Origin of the sequence: Streptomyces sp. NPDC088810 (assembly GCF_044750305.1) — a bacterium.
Lineage (GTDB): Bacteria > Actinomycetota > Actinomycetes > Streptomycetales > Streptomycetaceae > Streptomyces.
The window spans coordinates 105,444-126,269 of the sequence record NZ_JBIVJQ010000009.1; the positions used below are offsets into that span (position 1 = coordinate 105,444).

Here is a 20,826-nt window from a genome sequence, read left to right on the forward strand (position 1 = left end):
CAAGAACCGGGGCCGCCCTTGCCCAGCCAGAACCCGTCAAGGAACTGGAGACACCCAGCATGACCCAACCCATCACCCTCCCGCGAGCCTTACCGCCGGGAGCTCCCGCCGTGGGCGGGATGCAGTTCTATCTGACCACGCACAAGCGGCACTGGCTGCGGCTGACCGACGTGCCACTGTTCCTCAAGGCTGAGCACTTCGACCGCGCCATCAAGTGGGACGAAGCCCGCGGCCCCTACGCCATCGACTCCGGCGGCTTCATGGAGCTGAAGAACAAGGGCACCTGGACCCGCACGCCCCGCCAGTACGTCGATGACCTGCGCCGCATCTGGGAGCACGTCGGCCCCTACGACTGGGCCGCACAGCAGGACTGGATGTGCGAGGACGCCATCATCAACGGTGGCACCTTCCAGGGACAGCATTTCGTCGGCACCCACCTGAGTGTTGCCGAGCACCAACGGCGCACGGTTCAAAACTTCCTCGAACTGCGCTCTCTCGCCCCCGACCTGCGCATCGCACCCGTGATCCAGGGCGACAACATCCCGGCCTACGAGCGGTGCGTGGAGTTGTACGAGAAGGCGGGCGTCGACCTGCGGCGTGAGCCCGTGGTGGGGCTCGGGTCGGTATGCCGCTTGCAGTCCACCCGGCAGGGTGCCGCGATCGTCACCGCGATGGCCGCGCACGGCTTCAAGCTGCACGGCTTCGGCTTCAAGATCCTGGGCCTGGAACGCGTCGGGCACCTGCTCACCTCCGCCGACTCCGCCGCCTGGAGCTCCCACGCCCGCCGCCGCCCACCCCTGCCCGGCCACACCACGCACAAAAACTGCGCGAACTGCATCGAGTACGCCCTGCGCTGGCGCAGGCGCGTCCTGGCCGCAATCCCCACCCAGTCCCAGATGCTCCTGATCGACCGGTGCGCAGCATGACTGAACTCCTGACCACCGACCTACCGGGCCTGGAACTGCTGGCCTGGGCGATCGAGGCGGGCGGGCGCGGCTGGCGCGTCTTCCCGCTCCGCCCCGGCGACAAGCGGCCCGCCGGGCACGCCGAGAAGTACTGCCCCGGCACCGGACGCTGCGCCGGCGGACACAAGACGCCGGAGCAGCGCGCGACGACGGACGTGGACCTGATCACCGCCGCCTGGGCCCACCACCCGTACAACGTCGGCATCGCCACCGGCCCCTCCGGGCTGCTGGTGATCGACCTCGACATGCCCAAACCGCAAGAGCCGAAAGGAACGCCTGACGGCGTCACCAACTTCCAAGCGCTCTGCGAGCGCGCCGGGCAGCCCGTCCCGGACACCTACCGGGTGCGGACCGCGCGCGGCGGCGAACACCTGTACTTCACCCAACCCCCCGGCACCCGGCTGCACTCCACCGCCGGGCGCCTTGCCAAGAAGATCGACACCCGGGGCTGGGGCGGGTACGTCGTCGCTGCCGGCAGCATCACCCCCGACGGCCCCTACACGGTCCTGGACCCGCGTCCCCCCGCCCCACTGCCCGACTGGCTGCACGACGCGCTGAAGCCCCGTCAGCGGCCCGTGCAGGCCGTACCGGAGACCACCGTGCACGCGAGCGGGTACGCCGCCGCAGCGCTGCGCAACGAGGTACAGAACGTCGCCACGGCCGCCGACGGCACCCGCAACGCCACCCTGCTGCGGGCCGCCCGCGCCCTGGGGCGGCTGGTGGCGTCCGGCCACCTCACCCGCGCCGAGGTTGAGCAGGCTCTTAGTAGGGCGGCAGTGGGCAACGCCACCCAGTCCCAGCGCTACTACGACGACGTAATCACGCGAGGACTGGACTGGTCCATCGCCCACAACCCGACTGGACGGCGGGTGCCGGCATGACCAATCCCCCGCCTACTAAGAGCCTCACGCTCACCCTCGCCGGGCCGTCCGCCGCCGGACCGGCCGCGCCCCGGCCGGCCGTGGGCGAGCCGAAAGGCGCCGCCCGCAAGGGCGTCCCTTCTGCTCTTCGCCCTGACCCGCACCCGCAGGACGGCCGCTGGCCCGTCGCGTGGCTGTCCATCACGTCCCCGCGGTACGGCCACATGCCCACCGCCGCCTCCCAGTGCCAGTGCGGCTGGAACCGCAGCGCCATCGGCCACGCCCAGGTGGCCGCGCTGATCGAAGCCCATACCACCCACCGCGACACCTGCCCGCTCCGCCACCCCCAGGAAGGGAGGGCCGCCGCATGACCGCACCCGCCACCATCGACGGGGCCGCACTGCTCAACGAGGTGGAAGCCTTCCACCGCCGCTTCAACGTCTTCCCCACCGAAGCCGCCTACGTCGCGGTGACCCTGTGGGACGCCCACGCCCATCTGCTGGACGCGTTCGACTCCACCCCGCGGCTCGCGTTCCTCTCCCCCGAGCCGGGGTCGGGCAAGTCCCGGGCGCTGGAGGTGGTGGAAACCCTCGTGCCGCGCTCCATGGCGGCCGTGGACGCGTCCGCTGCCGCCCTGTTCCGGTCCGTGTCCGGCATCGACGGCGGACGACCAACGATCCTGTTCGATGAGATCGACACCGTCTTCGGCCCGAAAGCCGGGGAAAACGAACAGCTCCGGGGGTTCATCAACGCCGGCCACACCCGCGGCCGGGTGATGTACCGGTGCGTCGGGGACGGAGCGAACCAGCAGGTGCAGGGCTTCCCCTCGTACTGCGCCCTGGCCGTCGCCGGTCTCGGCAACCTCCCCGACACGATCATGACCCGCTCCGTCATCGTCCGCATGCGCCGACGGGCGCCGAACGAGACGGTGGAACAGTTCCGCACCCGGATCCACGTGCGGGAGGGCAATGCGCTGCGTGACCGCCTCGCTAAGTGGGCGGAAGCCATCCAGAAGCAGGTCATGGACGCGTTCCCGGAGATGCCCGACGGGGTCACCGACCGGCCCGCGGACGTGTGGGAACCCCTCCTCGCCGTCGCGGACGCGGCCGGCGGCGACTGGCCGAAGCGGGCCCGGGAAGCCTGCCTCACCCTGGTCAAAGCCTCCCGGGTCAACGACAAGGGCAGCATCGGAATCCGCCTGCTCACCGACCTGCGCGACCACGTCATGAGCGGCATCGACCGCCTGCCCACCGTCGCCATCCTGGACCGGCTCAACGCCATGGACGACGCCCCGTGGGCGGACATGGGCGGCAAGCCGCTCGACTCCCGCCGCCTGTCCCGGATGCTCTCCGAGTACGTCACCGCCGACGGAGACCCGATCACCTCCCGCAACATCAAGACCGGTGGAGGGGTCCTCAAGGGCTATTACGCGACCGATCTGCACGACGCCTGGTCCCGCTACTGCCCCCCGCCCCGGCAGAATCCGCTACCTCCGCTACCCGGCACCGAAAACACGGTCTGACCAGCCCAGATCCGGTAGCGGATACCGCCCCCGCGATCCGCTACCGGACCGCTACCCATCCGCTACCGCTACCCCCATCCGCTACCACCCACAGGCCCCTGACCTGCGCGGTAGCGGAGGTAGCGGAAGTAGCGGACTTCCCGGAAGGGGGCCTAGTGCCCCGATGCGCTGCTGAGGAGAGATCCACGTGAACAGCACCGTCGTCGCCCGCATCGACCGCCTGCTCTACACCCCGGAGGAAGCCGCCGAGGTGCTGAGCTTCGGTCGTTCCACCGTCTACGAGCTGATGGCCGCCGGAGAACTGAAGTTCGTCAAGCGGGGCCGCTCGCGCCGCATCAAGCGGTGCCACCTCGAAGAGTTCGTCAACGCCCTGGAAGCGCAGTCCTGCTGAGCATGCGCGATGGGACCCCGGGCCGCCCGCCCGGGGTCCCATCGCGTTCGGAGGAGTACATGAGCCCCCGCAAGGCCAACATGGAGTCGTCCATCTACCTCGGTGCTGACGGCTGGTGGCACGGCCGCGTCACGATGGGCGTCAAGAACGACGGAAGCCCCGACCGACGCCACCGACGTGCGAAGACCCAAGCGGAGGTGCGCCGCAAGGTCCGCGAGCTGGAAGCGCTGCGCGATAAGGGCCGCGCCCCGAAGGCCGGCCGCAAGCCGACCGTCGCGCAGTGGATGGAGACCTACCTGACCGAGATCGCGAGCCTGAAGCTCAAGCCGCGTTCCCTGGACGACTACTGGTCGAAGACCCGCAACGACATCATCCCCGGCGTGGGACAGCACCGGCTCGACAAGCTCGCCCCGGAGCATCTGGAACGGATGTACCGCGCCATGTTGGACGAGGGACACGCCCCGTCGCACGTCCTCAAGGTGCACCGCATCCTGTCGCGGGCGCTCAAGATCGCGCACCGCCGCCGGATCATCGGCGAGAACGTAGCGACACTGGTCGACCCGCCGACCGTCGATGAGACCGAGGCGAACCCCTTCACCACCGAGGAAGCCAAAGCGTTCCTGGAAGCCGCGGCGAAGCGGCCCACCTTCATGCGGTGGTGCGTCGGTGTCGGCATGGGCTTCCGGCAGGGCGAGACGCTCGGCCTGCGCTGGTCGTACGTCGACCTGGAGAACGAGCTGTTTCACCCCCAGTGGCAGCTCCAGCGGCTCACCTGGCGGCACGGCTGCAAGGACCCTCACGGCTGCGGTGCTCGACTGCACCGGTTCGAGCCCTGTCCGCCGGACTGCCAGACGCACAGGACCTACAAGCGCGGGTGCCCCAAGCCGTGCCCGAAGGGCTGCACCCGGCACGCGAGCGCGTGCCCGGAACGCAAGAACGGCGGACTGGTCTTCACCCGGCCGAAGACGAAGAAGAGCCGGAACCCGGTACCGATCCCTCCGCCGTTCGTCCCGTACCTGGTCGAGCACAAGGAACGGCAGGACGCCCTGCGAGTGTCGGCGGGTGACTCCTGGGAGGAGTGCGGCGCCGTCTTCACGCGGCCGGACGGCCGGCCGATCGACCCCCGGGCCGACTGGGAGGAGTTCAAGGAGCTGCTGGCGGAAGCCGGGATCGATGATCGCCGGCTGTACGACGGGAGTCGCCACACCGCCGGCACGATCCTCAACGAACTGGGGGTGGACATGCCGACCATCATGGAGATCCTGCGGCACACCCAGATCAGTCAGACCCGGCGATACGTGAAGGGGCGCTCGCACCTCTCGAAGGACGCGATGCGCCGCATGGGCGACGCCTTCATGCCCCGTCCGGAACCCGCGACTGAGACCAGAAGTGAGACCGGCGACAGCCGAGCGGCCCGCGCCCGGCGCCGCCGTCGCGTCCGCTGAACGACGAAAGACCAGCTAGGAACGTTCCTGGCTGGTCTTTCCAATGGAGCCGCTTTCGGGATTCGAACCCGAGACCTACGCATTACGAGTGCGTTGCTCTGGCCATCTGAGCTAAAGCGGCGTGCTGCCCGCACCATGGTGCGATCGGCAACGTCGGTAAGTCTACACAGTTTCCGGGGGTGCTTCGTACCCGCCCCGGAGGGGGTGGTTCCGGGGCGGGCGGGAGGGGTCAGGAGCAGCGCTTTCCGGGGGTGGGCGGGGTGCCGCGGAGGAGGTAGGTGTCGATCGCGGTGTCGATGCAGGCGCTGCCGCGGCCGTACGCCGTGTGGCCGTCGCCGTCGTAGGTCAGGAGGCGGGCCGAGGAGAGCTGGGCCGCCAGGGACCGGGCCCAGCGGTACGGCGTCGCCGGGTCGCGGACCGTGCCGACCACCACGATCGGCGCCGCGCCCCTCGCCTGGATGCGGTGCGGCTCGCCCGTTGCCCGCACCGGCCAGTACGTGCAGCTCAGCGTGGCCCAGGCCAGGCCCGGACCGAAGACCGGGGACGCCTTCTCGAACACGGGCAGCGCCTTCTGCACGTCCTCGGGGCCGCTGAAGGCCGGCGGCAGGTCCAGGCAGTTCACGGCGGCGTTGGCCATCATCAGATTGCTGTAGCGGCCGTCGGCGTCCCGCTCGTAGTAGCTGTCGGAGAGGGACAGCAGGCCGGCGCCGTCATTGTCCTTCATCGCCGAGTTCAGGGCCTCGCGCAGCTGCCCCCAGGCCCCCTCGTCGTACATGGACGCGATCACTCCGGTGGTGGCCAGCGCCTCGCCCAGCCTGCGGCCGTCCGCGTCGCCCGCCGGGATCGGATGGGCGTCCAGCTTGCGGAAGAACGCCTTCAGGTGGTCGCCGGCCTGCGCGGGCGTCGTCCCCCTGCCGCCGAGCGGGCAGTCGGAGTGCCGTACGCAGTCCTTCGCGAAGGCCCGGAACGCCGTCTCGAAGCCGGCCGTCTGGTCCAGGTTCAGCCTGCGGGCGTCCAGGGACGGGTCCATCGCTCCGTCCAGCACCATCCGGCCGACCCGCCGGGGGAACAGTCCGGCGTACGTCGCGCCGAGGAACGTGCCGTACGACGCCCCGACGTAGTTCAGCTTCCGGTCGCCGAGCACCGCCCGCAGGATGTCCATGTCGCGTGCCGCCTCGACGGTGGAGACGTGCCGCAGCAGCCGCGCCGAGCGGGCCCCGCAGCTCTCCGCGAACTTCCGGTCGGCCGCGACCAGCGCGTTCCGTTCCCTGGCGTCGTCGGGGGTCGTGTCCGTCTGCGTGTACGCGTCCATCTGCCGGCCGTCGAGGCATTCGACGGGCTCGCTGCGGGCGACGCCCCGCGGGTCCACCGCCACCATGTCGTAGCGGGCGCGGATCCGTGCCGGGTAGCCGACGCCGGCGTACTGCTGGAGGTACTCGACCGCCGAACCGCCCGGGCCGCCCGGGTTGACCAGCAGGGAGCCGAGCGGCTCGCCCTTGCCGGTCGCCTTCTTGCGGGCGACGGCGAGCCGGACGTCACCCGTGTCGGGTTTGTCGTAGTCCAGCGGGGCCCGCATCGTCGCGCACTGGAATCCGGGGACACCGCAGTCGCGCCACCGCAGCCGCTGGGCGTAGTACGGCGCCAGCGCCGACGGCGTCGCACGTGGCAGCTCGGCGAGCGCCGCCTCCACCCTCCCGCCCGCCGACGGGGTCGAGTTCCCCGACGAGCAGGCGGACACGAGCAGGGCGGCGGCCGCGAGGAAGCCGGCCGTCAGGCGGATCGCCAGCCGGGTGCGGGTGCGCCGGTGCCGACGGGAACGGGGGGATGGCCTGGTACGCATCGGACGAGCGTAACCGTGAGCGACGAGGTGAGTGCGGTGCGTGGGCCGGGGTGGCTCGTACGAGGGACAGAGCCGGGTCGGCTCGTACGCGGCGCGGGGCCCGGGTCGCCCCTACGAGTGACATCCCCACGAGTGACATGGTGCGCGGCGCCTCACCCCGCTCGCAACGCCATCGTCATCGCCTCCACCGCCAGCAGCGGGGCCACATTGCGGTCCAGGGCCTCGCGGCACGCGGCGATCGCCTCAATACGGCGGAGCGTGGCCTCCGGGGTGCTGCCACGGGCCAGCCGCTCCAGGGCGTCCTCGGCGTCGGCGTTGGCGATCGCCACGCGGGTGCCGAGCTGCAGGGCGAGGACGTCGCGGTAGAAGGCGGTGAGGTCGCCGAGGGCGACGTCCAGGCTGTCGCGCTGTGTACGGGTTCTACGGCGCTTCTGCATGTCCTCCAGGTCCTTCATCACCCCCGCCGTACCCCGCGGCAGCCGGCCGCCCTGGGCCGCGCCGAGCGCCGCCTTCAGCTCCTCGGTCTCCTTGCCGTCCATCTCCTCGGCGAGCTCCTTGGCGTCCTCGGCAGCCGCGTCGACCAGCTCCTGGGCGGCCTTGAGGCAGGCACCGACCTCGTCCAGCCGCAGCGGCAGCTTCAGCACGGCGGCACGGCGCTCGCGGGCCGCCGGGTCGGTGGCCAGGCGGCGGGCGCGGTCGACATGGCCCTGGGTGGCGCGTGCAGCCGACGCGGCCACCTCGGGCTCGATGCCGTCGCGCCGGACGAGCATGTCGGCGACCGCCTCGACGGACGGGGTGCGCAGGTTCAGGTGGCGGCAGCGGGAGCGGATGGTCGGCAGGACGTCCTCGATGGAGGGGGCGCACAGCAGCCAGACCGTGCGGGGGGCGGGCTCCTCCACGGCCTTGAGGACGGCGTTGGCCGACTTCTCGTTCAGCCGCTCGGCGTCCTCGACCAGGATGATCTGCCAGCGGCCGTTCGCCGGGGAGGTGAACGACTTGCGGACCGTGTCCCGCATGTCCTTGACCAGGATCTCGGCGCCGACCGCGGCGACCGTCGTGACGTCCGCGTGGGTGCCGAGCAGCGCGGTGTGGCAGCCGTCGCAGAAACCGCAGCCGGGGGTGCCGCCGAGGGCGCGGTCGGGGCTGACGCACTGCAGGGCGGCGGCGAAGGCCCGCGCCGCCTGGTTCCGGCCCGCGCCGGGCGGGCCCGTGAACAGCCAGGCGTGGGTCATCTTCGACGCCTCGGGCAGCGGTTCGTCCGCGGCGGCGGCCGTGACGAGGGCGTCGGCGTCCCGCGCGGCCGCGTCGAGCACCGCGCTCACCTTCTCCTGCCCGACGAGGTCGTCCCACACGGTCATGGGTCACGCCGCCCTTCCGTCACGTTCCGCGTTCCGGAGTCCATTGTGCGGGTGGGGACTGACAACGGGGGCGGGTGGAGGGTGCGGGGGCGGTGGGGCCGGAGGTGGCTGCCCAGTGCGGGGGGGTGCGGCTGGCGTCGGCGTCCGGTCCGTTGTCCGTCGCCGACGCCTGGCGGGAGCTACAGCCGTCACCGGCGCCCAGAAGCACCGTGCTGCCGATGTCCCGGGCGCCCGCTCTCACCGGCGCCCGGAGACCCGGCTCGCAGCGGCATGCCGCTCAGCCCCGGCGCCCCCGGCCGCGTCCCTTGCGGCCCGGTTCCTCGCCGGCGCCCTGGTCGCCGTGCTCCCCCTCGTCGTAGGAACCCAGCAGTTCGTCGGCCAGCGTCGGCAGGTCGTCGAGCGGGGTCTCCTCGGCCCAGTCGGAGCGCGGTCGGGTGCGGGGCGTGCCGTCGGCGTCGAGCTGGGGCATCTCGCGCGTGCGCGGCTCGGAGCCGTCGGGGCCCGCGGCGGGCTGCTCGTCCCGGAAGAAGCCGGGCGGCACCCGGTCCGACGGGTCCCGTACGGGCGGCAGCACCGCGGTCTCGTCCGCCGCACCCGGAGCCACCGACGGCAGCTCGGCCGTCTCGTCTGCGGGCACCGGCGGCAGCACGGCCGTCTCGTCCGCCGCGCCCGACGGCACCCGCGGCAGCACCGCGGTCTCGTCGGCCGGCCCGGTGGCCGCCGGCGGCTGCGGCAGCTCGGTGGTCACCTCGGAGTCGGAGTGGACACCCCGGGCGTCACGTGCGGGGCGCTCCTCGCGCACCGGACGCAGCACCGTCGTCTCCTCGTCCGTGTCCCGCGTGTCCGTCCCGCGCGGGGCCGCTTGCGGCGACACCACCGGCGTGGGGACCGTCACCGCGTCCGGGACCACGCCCGGTGCCGCGGGCAGGGGCGCGCTGGGCCTGCGGGCCGCCGCATCGGCGGCCGCGGCGGCCGCGGCGGCCTGCCGGCGGGCCTCCTCGGCCCGCAGCAGCGCCTCCTCGGCCTTGCGCTGCGCCTCCAGGCGCCGGGCCTCCTCCTCGGCGCGCAGACGGGCCTGCCGGGCCTCTTCCTCGGCGCGCCGCCGGGCCTCTTCCTCGGCCTCCTTGCGGCGCCGCTCTTCCTCGGCCCTGCGGCGGGCCTCCTCCTCGGCGCGTGCCTTCTCCTCGGCGAGCAGCCGCTGCCGCTCCTCCTCCGCGCGCCGGCGCGCTTCCTCGGCCCGCTGCCGGGCCTCCTCCGCCTGCCGTTCGGCCTCGCGCCGCTGCGCCTCCTCCAGCTCGCGGCGCTTACGCTCCTCCTCCTCGGCGCGCAGGCGGGCGAGCTGCTCCTGGCGCTCGCGCTCCAGGCGCTCCTCCTCGGCCTTGCGGGCGGCCTCTTCCTCGGCCTTGCGGCGGGCTTCCTCCTCGGCCTTCCTGCGGGCCTCTTCCTGGGCCTTGATCTCGGCCTCGGACAGCGGCAGCACGGTGTCCAGGCGGTGCCGGATCACGGTGGTGACGGCCTCGGGCTCCTGCCCGGCGTCCACGACCAGGTAGCGGCCGGGGTCGGAGGCGGCCAGCGTGAGGAAACCGGACCGCACGCGCGCGTGGAACTCCGCGGGCTCCGACTCCAGCCGGTCCGGCGCCTCGGTGAACCGCTCGCGCGCGGCCTCCGGGGAGACGTCCAGCAGGACGGTGAGGTGCGGGACGAGCCCGTCGGTGGCCCAGCGGTTGATGCGGGCGATCTCGGTCGGGGACAGGTCGCGGCCGGCGCCCTGGTAGGCGACGGACGAGTCGATGTAGCGGTCGGAGATCACGATCGCGCCGCGCTCCAGGGCGGGGCGCACGACCGTGTCGACGTGCTCGGCGCGGTCGGCTGCGTACAGCAGCGCCTCCGCGCGGTGTGACAGGCCCGCCGAGGACACGTCCAGCAGGATGGAGCGGAGCCGCTTGCCCACCGGGGTGGCGCCGGGCTCGCGGGTGAGCACGACCTCGTGGCCCTTGGCGCGGATCCATTCGGCGAGGGCCTCGGCCTGGGTGGACTTGCCCGCGCCGTCACCGCCCTCCAGGGCGATGAAGAAGCCGTTCGTCGCCGGTGCCGTGACGGGGTCGTCGCCGCCGAGCAGCGCGTCCCTGAGGTCCTGGCGCAGCGGCACCCCGGACCGGTCGTCGACCTTGGCGAGCACCAGTGCGGCCACCGGCAGCAGCAGCGCGCCGACCAGCATCAGTGTGAAGGCGGCACCGCCGTGCGCGAAGACGAACCTGCCGTTCTCCAGCCGGTGCGGGCCGATCAGCGCGGCGACCAGGGGTGCGACCAGGGCGCCGAGCGCTATGAAGACGCGGACCACGGCGTGCAGGTGCTCGGTGGTGCGCGCCCGGCGGTGGTCCTCGGTCTCCTGGTCCAGCAGGGTGTGCCCGGTGTGGGCGGCCACGCCCGCGGCGGCGCCGGCCAGCGTGACGATCAGCAGGACGGTGGTGACGTCCGGGACCAGTCCGGCGGCCAGCAGCGCGATGCCGGTGACGGCGATCGCCAGGGCCAGCAGGCGGCGGCGGGAGAGCGAGGGCAGCAGCGCGGGGGCGGTACGGACGCCGAGGGCGACACCGCCGGTCAGGCCCAGCACCAGCAGGCCGTAGAGCACCGGGCCGCCGCCGAGGTCCTTGGCGTGCAGCACGCACACCGCGACGGCCGCCGCGATGGCGCCGGCAACTCCGGCGCAGGCCGGGACGAGCAGCGGGATGGCGCCCGTACGGCCCTTGTCGACGCCGGTGGCGGTGCGCGGGCGGCGCAGGCCCTCCAGCGGGGACCGCGCGCGCGGGGTGCGCGTGTCGGGCAGCTCCAGGTAGACCAGCACGGACAGCGAGCCGGCGAACAGGCCCGCCGCCACGTACGAGCCGAGGGCCGCGTGGTGCTGGTCGAACCAGGCCACGCCGGTGCCGAGCAGGTTGTTCAGCAGGGCGGCGACGATCAGGGCGGCGGCGGCCAGCGGGATCGCCAGGAAGGTCGTACGCAGCGACAGGCGGCGCAGCGCGTCCATGTGGTCCGGCAGCGGCCGTACCGTCGCGCCCTCCGGGGGCGGGGCCGGCAGCAGGGCGGGGGCGGCGCTCTCCCGGCACACGGTCCACAGCCGCTCGGCGACGCCGGTGACGAAGGCGGTGACCAGCAGGACCGCGAGCGCGTTGTCCGGGGTCCAGTCGATCCACAGGGGCGCGACGATCAGCAGGGCGGCACGCAGGCCGTCGGCGCCGACCATGGTCCAGCGGCGGTCGAGCGGGCCGTCCTGGGCGGTGAGCGAGGTCAACGGACCGAGGAGGACGGCGCCGAAGAGGAGCGCGGCGAGGATGCGGGCCGCGAAGACCGTCGCCACTGCGAACGCCACGCCGCGGTAGCCACCGCCGAAAGCCCCCTCGGCTATGGCCGCCTGGAGGACCAGGACGACCAGTACGAAGAGGGAGAGGGCGTCACCGACCCCGCTGACCAGCTGCGCGCTCCACAGGCGCCTCAACTGCGGTCGGCGCAGCAGGGAGCGAACGGCGCGTTCGCGGGAGTCCGCGACCAGGGCGTCGTCCGGTGCTGTGGTGTGGGCCGTTGGCTGCTCGGCTCGCGTCATGCGTTCAGCCTATCCGCAGCCACTGACACCACACCTCGCGTGTCCGTACGAGCGCGCCCCGGCACCGATACGGCGCCGGGGCGTTCTTTTCGCGAACCCGACCGGGAAGCGACCGAGCCGGGGCGGAGTCGCCGGCCCGGTGGCCAGACGCCGACCGGCCCGGTGGGCAGACCACCGACCCGGCGGTGAAGCCGCCGGGCCGGCGCGAGGTCAGTCCTCCGTGCCCGAAGCCGTCGCCTTGGAAGCCGTCGCCTTCTTGGCGGTGGTCTTCTTGGCGGTCGTCTTCTTCGCGGCAGCCGTCGTCTTCTTCGCGGCCGTCTTCTTGGCGGCGGTCTTCTTCGCCGGTGCGGTCTTCTTCGCCGCCGCCTTCTTCGCGGTCTTCTTGGCGGGAGCCTTCGCCCGCTTCTCGGCGAGCAGCTCGAAGCCGCGCTCCGGAGTGATCGTTTCGACACTGTCGCCGGAGCGGAGGGTCGCGTTCGTCTCGCCGTCGGTGACGTACGGGCCGAAGCGGCCGTCCTTGACCACGACCGGCTTGCCGGAGACCGGGTCCTCGCCCAGCTCCTTCAGCGGCGGCTTGGCCGCGGCCCGGCCACGCTGCTTCGGCTGGGCGTAGATCGCCTGCGCCTCCTCCAGCGTGATCGTGAAGATCTGGTCCTCGGACTGCAGCGAGCGCGAGTCCGTGCCCTTCTTCAGGTAGGGCCCGTAGCGGCCGTTCTGCGCGGTGATCTCCTGGCCGTCGGCGTCGGTGCCGACGACGCGCGGCAGCGACATAAGCTTCAGCGCGTCCTCGAGCGTCACCGTGTCGACGGACATGGACTTGAAGAGCGAGGCCGTCCGCGGCTTGACCGCGTTCTTGCCCGACTTCGGGGTGCCCTCGGGGAGGATCTCCGTGACGTACGGGCCGTAGCGGCCGTCCTTGGCGACGATCGCGTGGCCGGTGGCCGGGTCGGTGCCCAGCTCGAAGTCGCCGCTGGGCTTGGCCAGCAGTTCCTCGGCCAGCTCGACGGTCAGCTCGTCCGGCGCCAGGTCGTCCGGGATGTCGGCGCGCTGGTGCTGCTCGGTGTCCTTCTCGCCGCGCTCGATGTACGGGCCGTAGCGGCCGACGCGGAGCACGATGCCGTTGCCCACGGGGAACGACGACACCTCGCGCGCGTCGATCGCGCCCAGGTCGGTCACCAGCTCCTTGAGGCCGCCGAGGTGGTCCCCGTCGCCGTTGCCGGCGTCGGCCGCGCCGCCGGTGGCGGTGCCCTCACCGAAGTAGAAGCGCTTCAGCCACGGCACGGCCTTGGCCTCACCGGCCGCGATGCGGTCGAGGTCGTCCTCCATCTTGGCCGTGAAGTCGTAGTCCACGAGCCGCCCGAAGTGCTTCTCGAGCAGGTTCACCACGGCGAAGGACAGGAAGGACGGGACGAGTGCCGTGCCCTTCTTGAAGACGTAGCCGCGGTCGAGGATGGTGCCGATGATCGACGCGTACGTCGACGGGCGGCCGATCTCGCGCTCTTCCAGCTCCTTGACCAGGCTGGCCTCGGTGTAGCGGGCCGGGGGCTTGGTGGCGTGGCCGTCGACCGTGATCTGCTCGGCGGACAGCGCGTCGCCCTCGGAGACCTGCGGCAGCCGGCGCTCGCGGTCGTCCAGCTCGGCGTTCGGGTCGTCGGCACCCTCGACGTAGGCCTTCAGGAAGCCGTGGAAGGTGATCGTCTTGCCGGAGGCGCTGAACTCGACGTCGCGGCCGTCGGCGGCGGTACCGCCGATCTTCACCGTGACGCTGTTGCCGGTCGCGTCCTTCATCTGGGAGGCGACGGTCCGCTTCCAGATCAGCTCGTACAGCTTGAACTGGTCGCCGGTCAGGCCGGTCTCCGCGGGCGTACGGAAACGATCACCCGAGGGACGGATCGCCTCGTGGGCCTCCTGCGCGTTCTTGACCTTGGCGGCGTAGACGCGCGGGGTGGCCGGCAGGTACTCGGCCCCGTACAGCTGGGTGACCTGGGCGCGGGCCGCGGTGACCGCGGTGTCGCTCAGAGTCGTGGAGTCCGTACGCATGTACGTGATGTAGCCGTTCTCGTACAGCTTCTGGGCGATCTGCATGGTCGCCTTCGCGCCGAAGCCGAGCTTGCGGCTGGCCTCCTGCTGCAGCGTCGTCGTACGGAACGGGGCGTACGGCGAGCGGCGGTACGGCTTGGACTCGACGGACCGCACGGAGAAGCGGGTGTTCTCCAGGGCGGCGGCGAGGGCGCGGGCGGTCGCCTCGTCGAGGTGGAGGGTGTTCGCACTCTTGAGCTGTCCCACGGAGTCGAAGTCGCGGCCCTGCGCGACCCGCCTGCCGTCGACGGTCTGCAGGCGGGCGACCAGCGACGACGGGTCCGACGAGTCTCCAGCGCGGCCGGTACCGAAGGTACCCGTCAGGTCCCAGTACTCAGCAGAACGAAACGCGATGCGCTCGCGTTCCCGCTCGACGACGAGTCGCGTGGCGACCGACTGGACACGGCCGGCCGACAGCCGGGGCATGACCTTCTTCCACAGGACCGGCGAGACCTCGTAGCCGTAGAGGCGGTCGAGGATGCGGCGGGTCTCCTGGGCGTCGACCAGCTTCTGGTTGAGCTGGCGCGGGTTGGCGACGGCCTCGCGGATGGCGTCCTTGGTGATCTCGTGGAACACCATGCGCTTGACCGGGATCTTCGGCTTCAGGACTTCCTGGAGGTGCCAGGCGATCGCCTCGCCCTCCCGGTCCTCATCGGTGGCGAGGAAGAGCTCGTCGGAGTCCTTCAGCAGGTCCTTGAGCTTCTTGACCTGCGCCTTCTTGTCCGCGTTGATGACATAGATCGGCTGGAAGTCGTGGTCGACGTCCACACCGAGTCGACGCACCTCGCCGGTGTACTTCTCCGGCACCTCCGCGGCGCCGTTGGGAAGGTCGCGGATGTGCCCGACGCTCGCCTCGACGATGTAGCCGGGGCCGAGGTAGCCCTTGATCGTCTTCGCCTTGGCAGGCGACTCGACGATGACGAGTCGGCGACCGCCCTGTGCGGTCTCGCTGGTCGGGGACAACTTCGCTCTTCTCTCCGGTCGACGCTGGGGGGCCTCCCCAGGCCTTGGTCCCGGGGTCGCGGCGTACTGCTGGCTCGTGTGACGCTGCGGAGTGTGACGCTACATCCCGCCCCCGTGTCAAACGGGAAAAGCCCACAACGGCCACTCGAACGGTAACCCGACTACCGCCATTCCTGCCGCCCGGACTGCCCGGCCACCCCCGCACCCCTGTCCGGAGCGTGACGCTCCCCTCACTCGGTGGACATGGTGCGTGCCCGCCTCAGAGGCGGGTCAGGCAGTACGCGGCGAGGGCCAGCGCGGCTGCCGCGGCCACGCTCGCGACGGTGGCCGATGCGACGCGGTTCACACCCACGGCCACCGGCTCCCGGCGCCGCAGACGAGTCCCGGTCCAGGCCAGCAGACCGGCCCCGAACAGGGCGAACACCACTCCCGCGAAGATCGCCGGACCGCTCTCCATCGTCCGCCCGCCCCCTGCCTGCCGTCGGTTCCGCCCAGCGCGGGGAGGGTGGCACGCGCGGGCGGCGAACAGGCGACATCGGGGTGAACGGAAGACCCACCCTCGCTCGAATGCAGGTTCGAACGAAGACGTGTGGGATCGCCCACCCATATTTTTCCGGCCGTTTTCCGGAAGCGGGTCCGTTCCGGCCGTGCTCGGCAGGTTCCGGGGGCGCGTGCCCCCGGCATACGACGATGCTCACGCCCCGATCAGATGATGATCGGGGCGCACCTGTGACGGCAGCGCCGCCCGGGTACGGCAGCTGCCCGGCCCCCTCTCACGGCACCCCGGCGCCCGGTCAGCGCACCGGCTCCAGGAAGCCCTGCTCCACCAGCAGCCGGATCTGCGCGGGCGTGCGGTCGCGGAGCAGCACCGGGTCCTCGCCGACGAGCTGCGCGATGGCGTCCAGGATCCGCCCCGCGCTCAGCGTGCCGTCGCACACACCCGCGAACCCGGCGCCGACCGTGTCCACCTTCGTCGCCCGGCGCATCCCGCGGTGCTGGCGCAGCACCACGTGCTCCGGGTCCTCGGCGCCGGGCAGCCCGACCTGCTCCTGGACCACCTCGGCGGCGAGCTTGAAGTGGCTGTCCAGCAGCGCCGCGTCGTCGTGCGCCCGGAGGTAGTCGAGCCGGTCGAAGTGCGCCCGGATCGTCTCCCCGAGCGGCTGCTCGACCGGGTGCGGCCACTCCTCCACGGTGACGACGGGTTCGGCGGACCCGGTCCTGCGCAGAGTGATCCAGCCGAAGCCGACCGCCCTGACCTTGCGCGCCTCGAACTCGTCGAGCCAGGCGTCGTACCGTGCCTGGTACTCCGCCGGGTCCCCACGGTGGTCACCGGCGTCCCTCAGCCACAGCTCGGCGTACTGCGTGACGTCCTGCACCTCGCGCTGCACGATCCAGGCATCGCACCCGCGCGGCACCCACGACCTGAGTCTGTCCTGCCAGTCCTCCCCTGCCACGTGCTGCCAGTTCGCGAGGAACTGCGCGAACCCGCCCTCGTTCAGCCGTTCCCCCGCCTCCTGAACGAGCGAGCGGCACAGATCGTCCCCGCCCATGCCGCCGTCCCGGTAGGTCAGCCGGGCCCGCGGGGAGATCACGAACGGCGGGTTGGAGACGATCAGGTCGAACGTCTCGTCGCTGCGGACCGGCTCGAACAGCGACCCCTCGCGCAGGTCTGCGGCGGGCGCGCCGGACAGCGCCAGCGTGAGCGCCGTGATGTGCAGCGCGCGCGGGTTGAGGTCGGTCGCCGTCACGCGCGTGGCGTGCTGCGCGGCGTGCAGTGCCTGGATGCCGGAACCGGTGCCGAGGTCCAGGGCGGAGGTGACGGGCGTGCGCACGGTGATGCCGGCGAGGGTCGTGGAAGCGCCGCCGACGCCCAGGACGACCCGCTCGTCGCGTCGGCCGATGCCGCCGGCCCCGCCCACCGCGCAGCCGAGGTCGGAGACGATGAACCAGTCCTCGCCGCCGGGACCGCCGTACGGCCGGACGTCCACGGTCGCGGCCACCTCGTCGCCGCCCACGCGCGTGAGCCAGCCGGCCTCCAGCGCGTCCTCGACCGGCAGAACGCCCACCACGCGCGCGTGGGGCACCGGCTGCTGGAGCAGGAACAGCCGTACCAGCGTCTCCAGCGGCGTGTCGCCACGGGTCGCCCGGAGCGCGGGCACGGTCTCGCTGCGGGCCAGCGCCGCGTACGCGGCGGGCCCGAGCAGGTCGAGCAGCCCGTCGGCGGTGAAGGAGGCGGCCAGCAGCGCGTCCCTCAGGCGCGCGGCGCTGTCGGGCCGGTCGGGAGCGGGCAGGGGAGCGAGTCCGGAGTCAGTCACGCCCCCATTGTGGCCCGCGGCGGCCGCCCGGGACCGACTGCGCGCGCGGCGTCCGCCGACGTCAGCCCGCGGTCGCCGGCGCCGTCGGGGACCCGGAGGAGGACGCGGCGACCTTGCAGCTGGGCTGCTTGGCCATCGCCTTCTTGACGTCCTCCTGCTCCAGCCGCTTCAGCGCCTGGGTACCGCTGTCGCTCTGCTTGCCGATCTCCTTGGACTGGCTGGCGACGTCCTTGAGGCCGCGGGCGAACTTGCCCTGGTCCTTGGTGTCGAGCCCGTCGACCTTCTTCTTCAGCTCGGCGTACGACGAGGAGAGGCCGGCGAGGTTCTTGGCGGCGTCCCGCTGCAGCTTGGCGCCGCCGTCGACGCCGGGGGGCGCGCCGGCGGTGTCGAGGGCGTCCGCGAGCGCCTTGTAGCCGTCGGCCATGTCCTGGAAGGCCTCCGCGTACGTCTTCTGGGCGCTCTTGGGCGGGAGGTTGCTGTCCGTGGCGATGGCCGCGATCGCGGCGTTGGCCGACCTGATCTTGGCGTTCGGCGCGGGTACCGCGTCGCAGACCGTCTTGGCCCAGGACACCAGCTTGGGGTCGGGCCCCTTCTCACCGCTGCCGCTGCATCCCGACACCGCCACTACCAGTACCGCACCGCCGGACAGCGCGGCCGCGAGCTTCTTGTTCACCGGATTGGTCCCTTCCATGGCTCTCGGCCCCCGGAATCTACACGGCGAACACACCCCCACCCCCTGCCGGACGGGTCGTAAGTCGGCTTTTGTGACCTTTCGCACCACAGGAGAGAAGGCTCACGACGTGGGCGAGCACACACGGAAGCGGGCGGCCGGCGCGTCAGCACGCGCCGTCCGCCCGCCCGTTGACCAGGCCTTGGCGACCGGTCCTACGAAACGACCGCGGCGTCCGGCGAGTTGGCGACCCGCTGGGCACTGTCGTCGTCACCGACGGAGATCCCGCGCCGCTTGGAGATGTACACGGCCACGACGATCACCAACAGCGCGAGGACCGCGATCCCGATCCGCACGCCGAGGTTCTTGTCGTCGCCGTAGGAGAACCTGATCACCGCAGGTGCGATGAGCAGCGAAACCAGGTTCATGACCTTCAGCAGCGGGTTGATCGCGGGGCCGGCGGTGTCCTTGAAGGGATCGCCCACCGTGTCCCCGATCACCGTGGCCGCGTGCGCCTCGCTGCCCTTGCCGCCGTGGTGGCCGTCCTCCACCAGCTTCTTGGCGTTGTCCCAGGCGCCACCGGAGTTGGCCAGGAACACCGCCATCAGCGTGCCCGCGCCGATCGCGCCGGCGAGGTAGGAGCCGAGCGCGCCGACGCCGAGCGTGAACCCGATGAAGATCGGCGCCATGACGGCGAGCAGACCCGGCGTGGCCAGCTCCCGCAGGGCGTCCCTGGTGCAGATGTCGACGACCTTCCCGTACTCGGGCTTCTCGGTGTAGTCCATGATCCCGGGGTGCTCGCGGAACTGCCGCCGCACCTCGAACACCACCGAACCCGCCGAGCGGGACACCGCGTTGATGGCCAGTCCGGAGAAGAGGAAGACGACCGCGGCGCCCGCGATCAGGCCGACGAGGTTGTTGGGCTGCGAGATGTCCATCGACAGGCTGAGCGGCGAGCCGGGCCCGGTCAGTTTTTCGCCGACGTCCTGCACATTGGTGGTGATCGCGTCGCGGTACGACCCGAACAGCGCCGACGCGGCGAGGACGGCGGTGGCGATGGCGATGCCCTTGGTGATGGCCTTGGTGGTGTTGCCGACCGCGTCCAGGTTGGTGAGCACCTGCGCGCCCGCGCCCTCGACGTCGCCGGACATCTCGGCGATGCCCTGGGCGTTGTCGGAGACCGGCCCGAAGGTGTCCATGGCGACGATCACGCCGACCGTGGTGAGCAGGCCGGTGCCGGCCAGCGCCACCGCGAACAGCGCCAGCATGATCGACGTTCCGCCGAGCAGGAACGCGCCGTACACGCCGAGCCCGATGAGCAGCGCGGTGTAGACGGCCGACTCCAGGCCCACCGAGATGCCGGAGAGGACGACGGTGGCGGGTCCGGTGAGGGAGGTCTTGCCGATGTCGCGCACCGGACGGCGGTTGGTCTCGGTGAAGTAGCCGGTCAGCTGCTGGATGACGGCGGCGAGCAGGATGCCGATGGCCACCGCGACCAGCGCGAGGATGCGCGGATCGCCGTCCTTGCCCTTGATCGCCGCGTCGGTGACGCCGTTGAGGGCGGAGTACTTCGACGGCAGGTAGACGAAGACCGCGATCGCGACCAGCGCGAGGGAGATCACCGCGGAGATGAAGAAGCCGCGGTTGATCGCCGTCATGCCGCTGCGGTCGGCTCGGCGCGGGGCGACCGCGAAGATGCCGATCATCGCGGTGAGTACGCCGATGGCGGGCACCAGCAGCGGGAAGGCCAGTCCGGAATCGCCGAAGGCGGCCTTGCCGAGGATCAGCGCGGCCACCAGGGTCACGGCGTACGACTCGAAGAGGTCGGCCGCCATGCCCGCGCAGTCGCCGACGTTGTCGCCCACGTTGTCGGCGATGGTCGCGGCATTGCGCGGGTCGTCCTCCGGAATGCCCTGTTCGACCTTGCCGACCAGGTCGGCGCCGACGTCGGCGGCCTTGGTGAAGATGCCGCCGCCCACCCGCATGAACATCGCGATCAGGGCGGCGCCGAGGCCGAAGCCCTCCAGCACCTTCGGGGCGTCGGCGGCGTACACCAGCACCACACAGGAGGCGCCCAGCAGGCCGAGCCCCACCGTGAACATGCCGACGACGCCGCCCGTGCGAAATGCGATCTTCATCGCGGTGTGCGAGACGGTGGTGAGATCCTTTTCCGGTTCGCCTTCCGCCGGGGTTGCTTCCCGGGCCGCCGCGGCGACCCGCACATTGCTGCGCACGGCGAGCCACATGCCGATATAGCCGGTGGCCGCCGAGAACGCCGCTCCGATCAGGAAGAACACCGAGCGGCCGGCCCGCTGATTCCAGTCGTCCGCGGGCAGCAGCATGAGCAGGAAGAAGACGACGACGGCGAATACGCCGAGCGTGCGCAGCTGCCGGGCGAGATACGCCTTGGCACCTTCCTGGACCGCCTCGGCGATCCGTTTCATGCTGTCGGTGCCCTCGCCGGCCGCCAGCACCTGGCGGACCAGAATCCCCGCGACCACCAGCGCGGCCACGGCGACCGCCGCGATGACGGCCACGATGATCCGGTTGTCGTCGGTCAGGACCGCGGCTGCGAGGGAAGAGGGGTGACCCAACTGACGTGGGGTAGAAAGCCCCGCCATTCGTCCTCCTTGACGCTTGGGCTGAGCTCAAGATGTGGACGGATTGTAGGTACCACCGGGTGATCTAAACAGGGGACGGTAAACGGAATTGGCCTGCATGCACCTACAGCGAACCCGAAAGAAGTAATGCCCCTGAGCCATTGACGGCCAGTTGGGTGCTTGATCAAATTATCGTGCTTTTGATCGTGAATTCCTT

14 protein-coding genes and 1 tRNA gene are annotated in these 20,826 nt (G+C 71.7%); 6 read left to right on the forward strand and 9 right to left on the reverse strand.

Annotated features, from left to right (window positions below; genetic code table 11):
* The first annotated feature begins 119 nt into the window (after positions 1 to 119).
* From ACIP4Y_RS26685 to ACIP4Y_RS26710, 6 genes are all read left to right on the forward strand, one after another.
* Positions 120 to 926 (forward strand): hypothetical protein, encoded by an 807-nt coding sequence (locus tag ACIP4Y_RS26685; RefSeq protein ID WP_401398427.1) that lies wholly within the window; start codon positions 120 to 122, stop codon positions 924 to 926.
* A complete protein-coding gene (locus ACIP4Y_RS26690; RefSeq protein WP_401398049.1) occupies positions 923 to 1,846 on the forward strand; it encodes a bifunctional DNA primase/polymerase in 924 nt (307 codons plus the stop codon). Before ACIP4Y_RS26685 ends, ACIP4Y_RS26690 begins: the two co-directional genes overlap by 4 nt.
* Positions 1,843 to 2,196 carry a hypothetical protein gene (locus ACIP4Y_RS26695; RefSeq protein WP_401398051.1) on the forward strand — a complete coding sequence of 118 codons (354 nt, stop codon included), beginning with the start codon at positions 1,843 to 1,845 and terminating at the stop codon, positions 2,194 to 2,196. Before ACIP4Y_RS26690 ends, ACIP4Y_RS26695 begins: the two co-directional genes overlap by 4 nt.
* Complete coding sequence (locus ACIP4Y_RS26700; protein ID WP_401398053.1) at positions 2,193 to 3,347, forward strand: DUF3631 domain-containing protein; 1,155 nt, start codon at positions 2,193 to 2,195, stop codon at positions 3,345 to 3,347. The genes ACIP4Y_RS26695 and ACIP4Y_RS26700 overlap by 4 nt, the downstream gene beginning before the upstream one ends.
* Positions 3,348 to 3,534: 187 nt before the next feature.
* Positions 3,535 to 3,738, forward strand: a complete 204-nt coding sequence (locus tag ACIP4Y_RS26705) for a helix-turn-helix domain-containing protein (protein ID WP_401398055.1) — start codon at positions 3,535 to 3,537, stop codon at positions 3,736 to 3,738.
* Positions 3,739 to 3,797: 59 nt separating this feature from the next.
* Positions 3,798 to 5,183 (forward strand): tyrosine-type recombinase/integrase, encoded by a 1,386-nt coding sequence (locus ACIP4Y_RS26710; RefSeq protein WP_401398057.1) that lies wholly within the window; start codon positions 3,798 to 3,800, stop codon positions 5,181 to 5,183.
* Between the two features lie 44 nt (positions 5,184 to 5,227).
* On the opposite strand, the gene ACIP4Y_RS26715 is transcribed toward ACIP4Y_RS26710, so the two are convergent.
* From ACIP4Y_RS26715 to ACIP4Y_RS26755, 9 genes are all read right to left on the reverse strand, one after another.
* Positions 5,228 to 5,304 (reverse strand) — tRNA-Thr (locus tag ACIP4Y_RS26715).
* A 108-nt stretch (positions 5,305 to 5,412) separates the two neighbouring features.
* Positions 5,413 to 7,023 carry an alpha/beta hydrolase gene (locus ACIP4Y_RS26720; protein WP_401398059.1) on the reverse strand — a complete coding sequence of 537 codons (1,611 nt, stop codon included), beginning with the start codon at positions 7,021 to 7,023 and terminating at the stop codon, positions 5,413 to 5,415.
* Positions 7,024 to 7,175: 152 nt separating this feature from the next.
* Complete coding sequence (locus tag ACIP4Y_RS26725) at positions 7,176 to 8,381, reverse strand: DNA polymerase III subunit delta' (protein WP_401398061.1); 1,206 nt, start codon at positions 8,379 to 8,381, stop codon at positions 7,176 to 7,178.
* Between the two features lie 277 nt (positions 8,382 to 8,658).
* Entirely contained in the window at positions 8,659 to 11,982 is a 3,324-nt protein-coding gene (gene tmk / locus ACIP4Y_RS26730) for a dTMP kinase (protein ID WP_401398063.1), read from the reverse strand.
* Between the two features lie 210 nt (positions 11,983 to 12,192).
* Positions 12,193 to 15,024 carry a type I DNA topoisomerase gene (gene topA / locus ACIP4Y_RS26735; protein ID WP_401398065.1) on the reverse strand — a complete coding sequence of 944 codons (2,832 nt, stop codon included), beginning with the start codon at positions 15,022 to 15,024 and terminating at the stop codon, positions 12,193 to 12,195.
* Positions 15,025 to 15,283: 259 nt separating this feature from the next.
* Positions 15,284 to 15,481 (reverse strand): hypothetical protein, encoded by a 198-nt coding sequence (locus ACIP4Y_RS26740; protein ID WP_401398067.1) that lies wholly within the window; start codon positions 15,479 to 15,481, stop codon positions 15,284 to 15,286.
* A 337-nt stretch (positions 15,482 to 15,818) separates the two neighbouring features.
* Positions 15,819 to 17,339: a methyltransferase gene (locus tag ACIP4Y_RS26745; protein ID WP_401398069.1), complete on the reverse strand. Its 1,521-nt coding sequence runs from the start codon at positions 17,337 to 17,339 to the stop codon at positions 15,819 to 15,821.
* A gap of 61 nt (positions 17,340 to 17,400) precedes the next feature.
* Positions 17,401 to 18,012 carry a small secreted protein gene (locus ACIP4Y_RS26750; protein WP_358637795.1) on the reverse strand — a complete coding sequence of 204 codons (612 nt, stop codon included), beginning with the start codon at positions 18,010 to 18,012 and terminating at the stop codon, positions 17,401 to 17,403.
* 212 nt (positions 18,013 to 18,224) lie between these two features.
* On the reverse strand, positions 18,225 to 20,630 hold the full coding sequence (locus ACIP4Y_RS26755; RefSeq protein ID WP_401398071.1) for a sodium-translocating pyrophosphatase: 2,406 nt from the start codon (positions 20,628 to 20,630) through the stop codon (positions 18,225 to 18,227).
* Between the last annotated feature and the right edge of the window lie 196 nt (positions 20,631 to 20,826).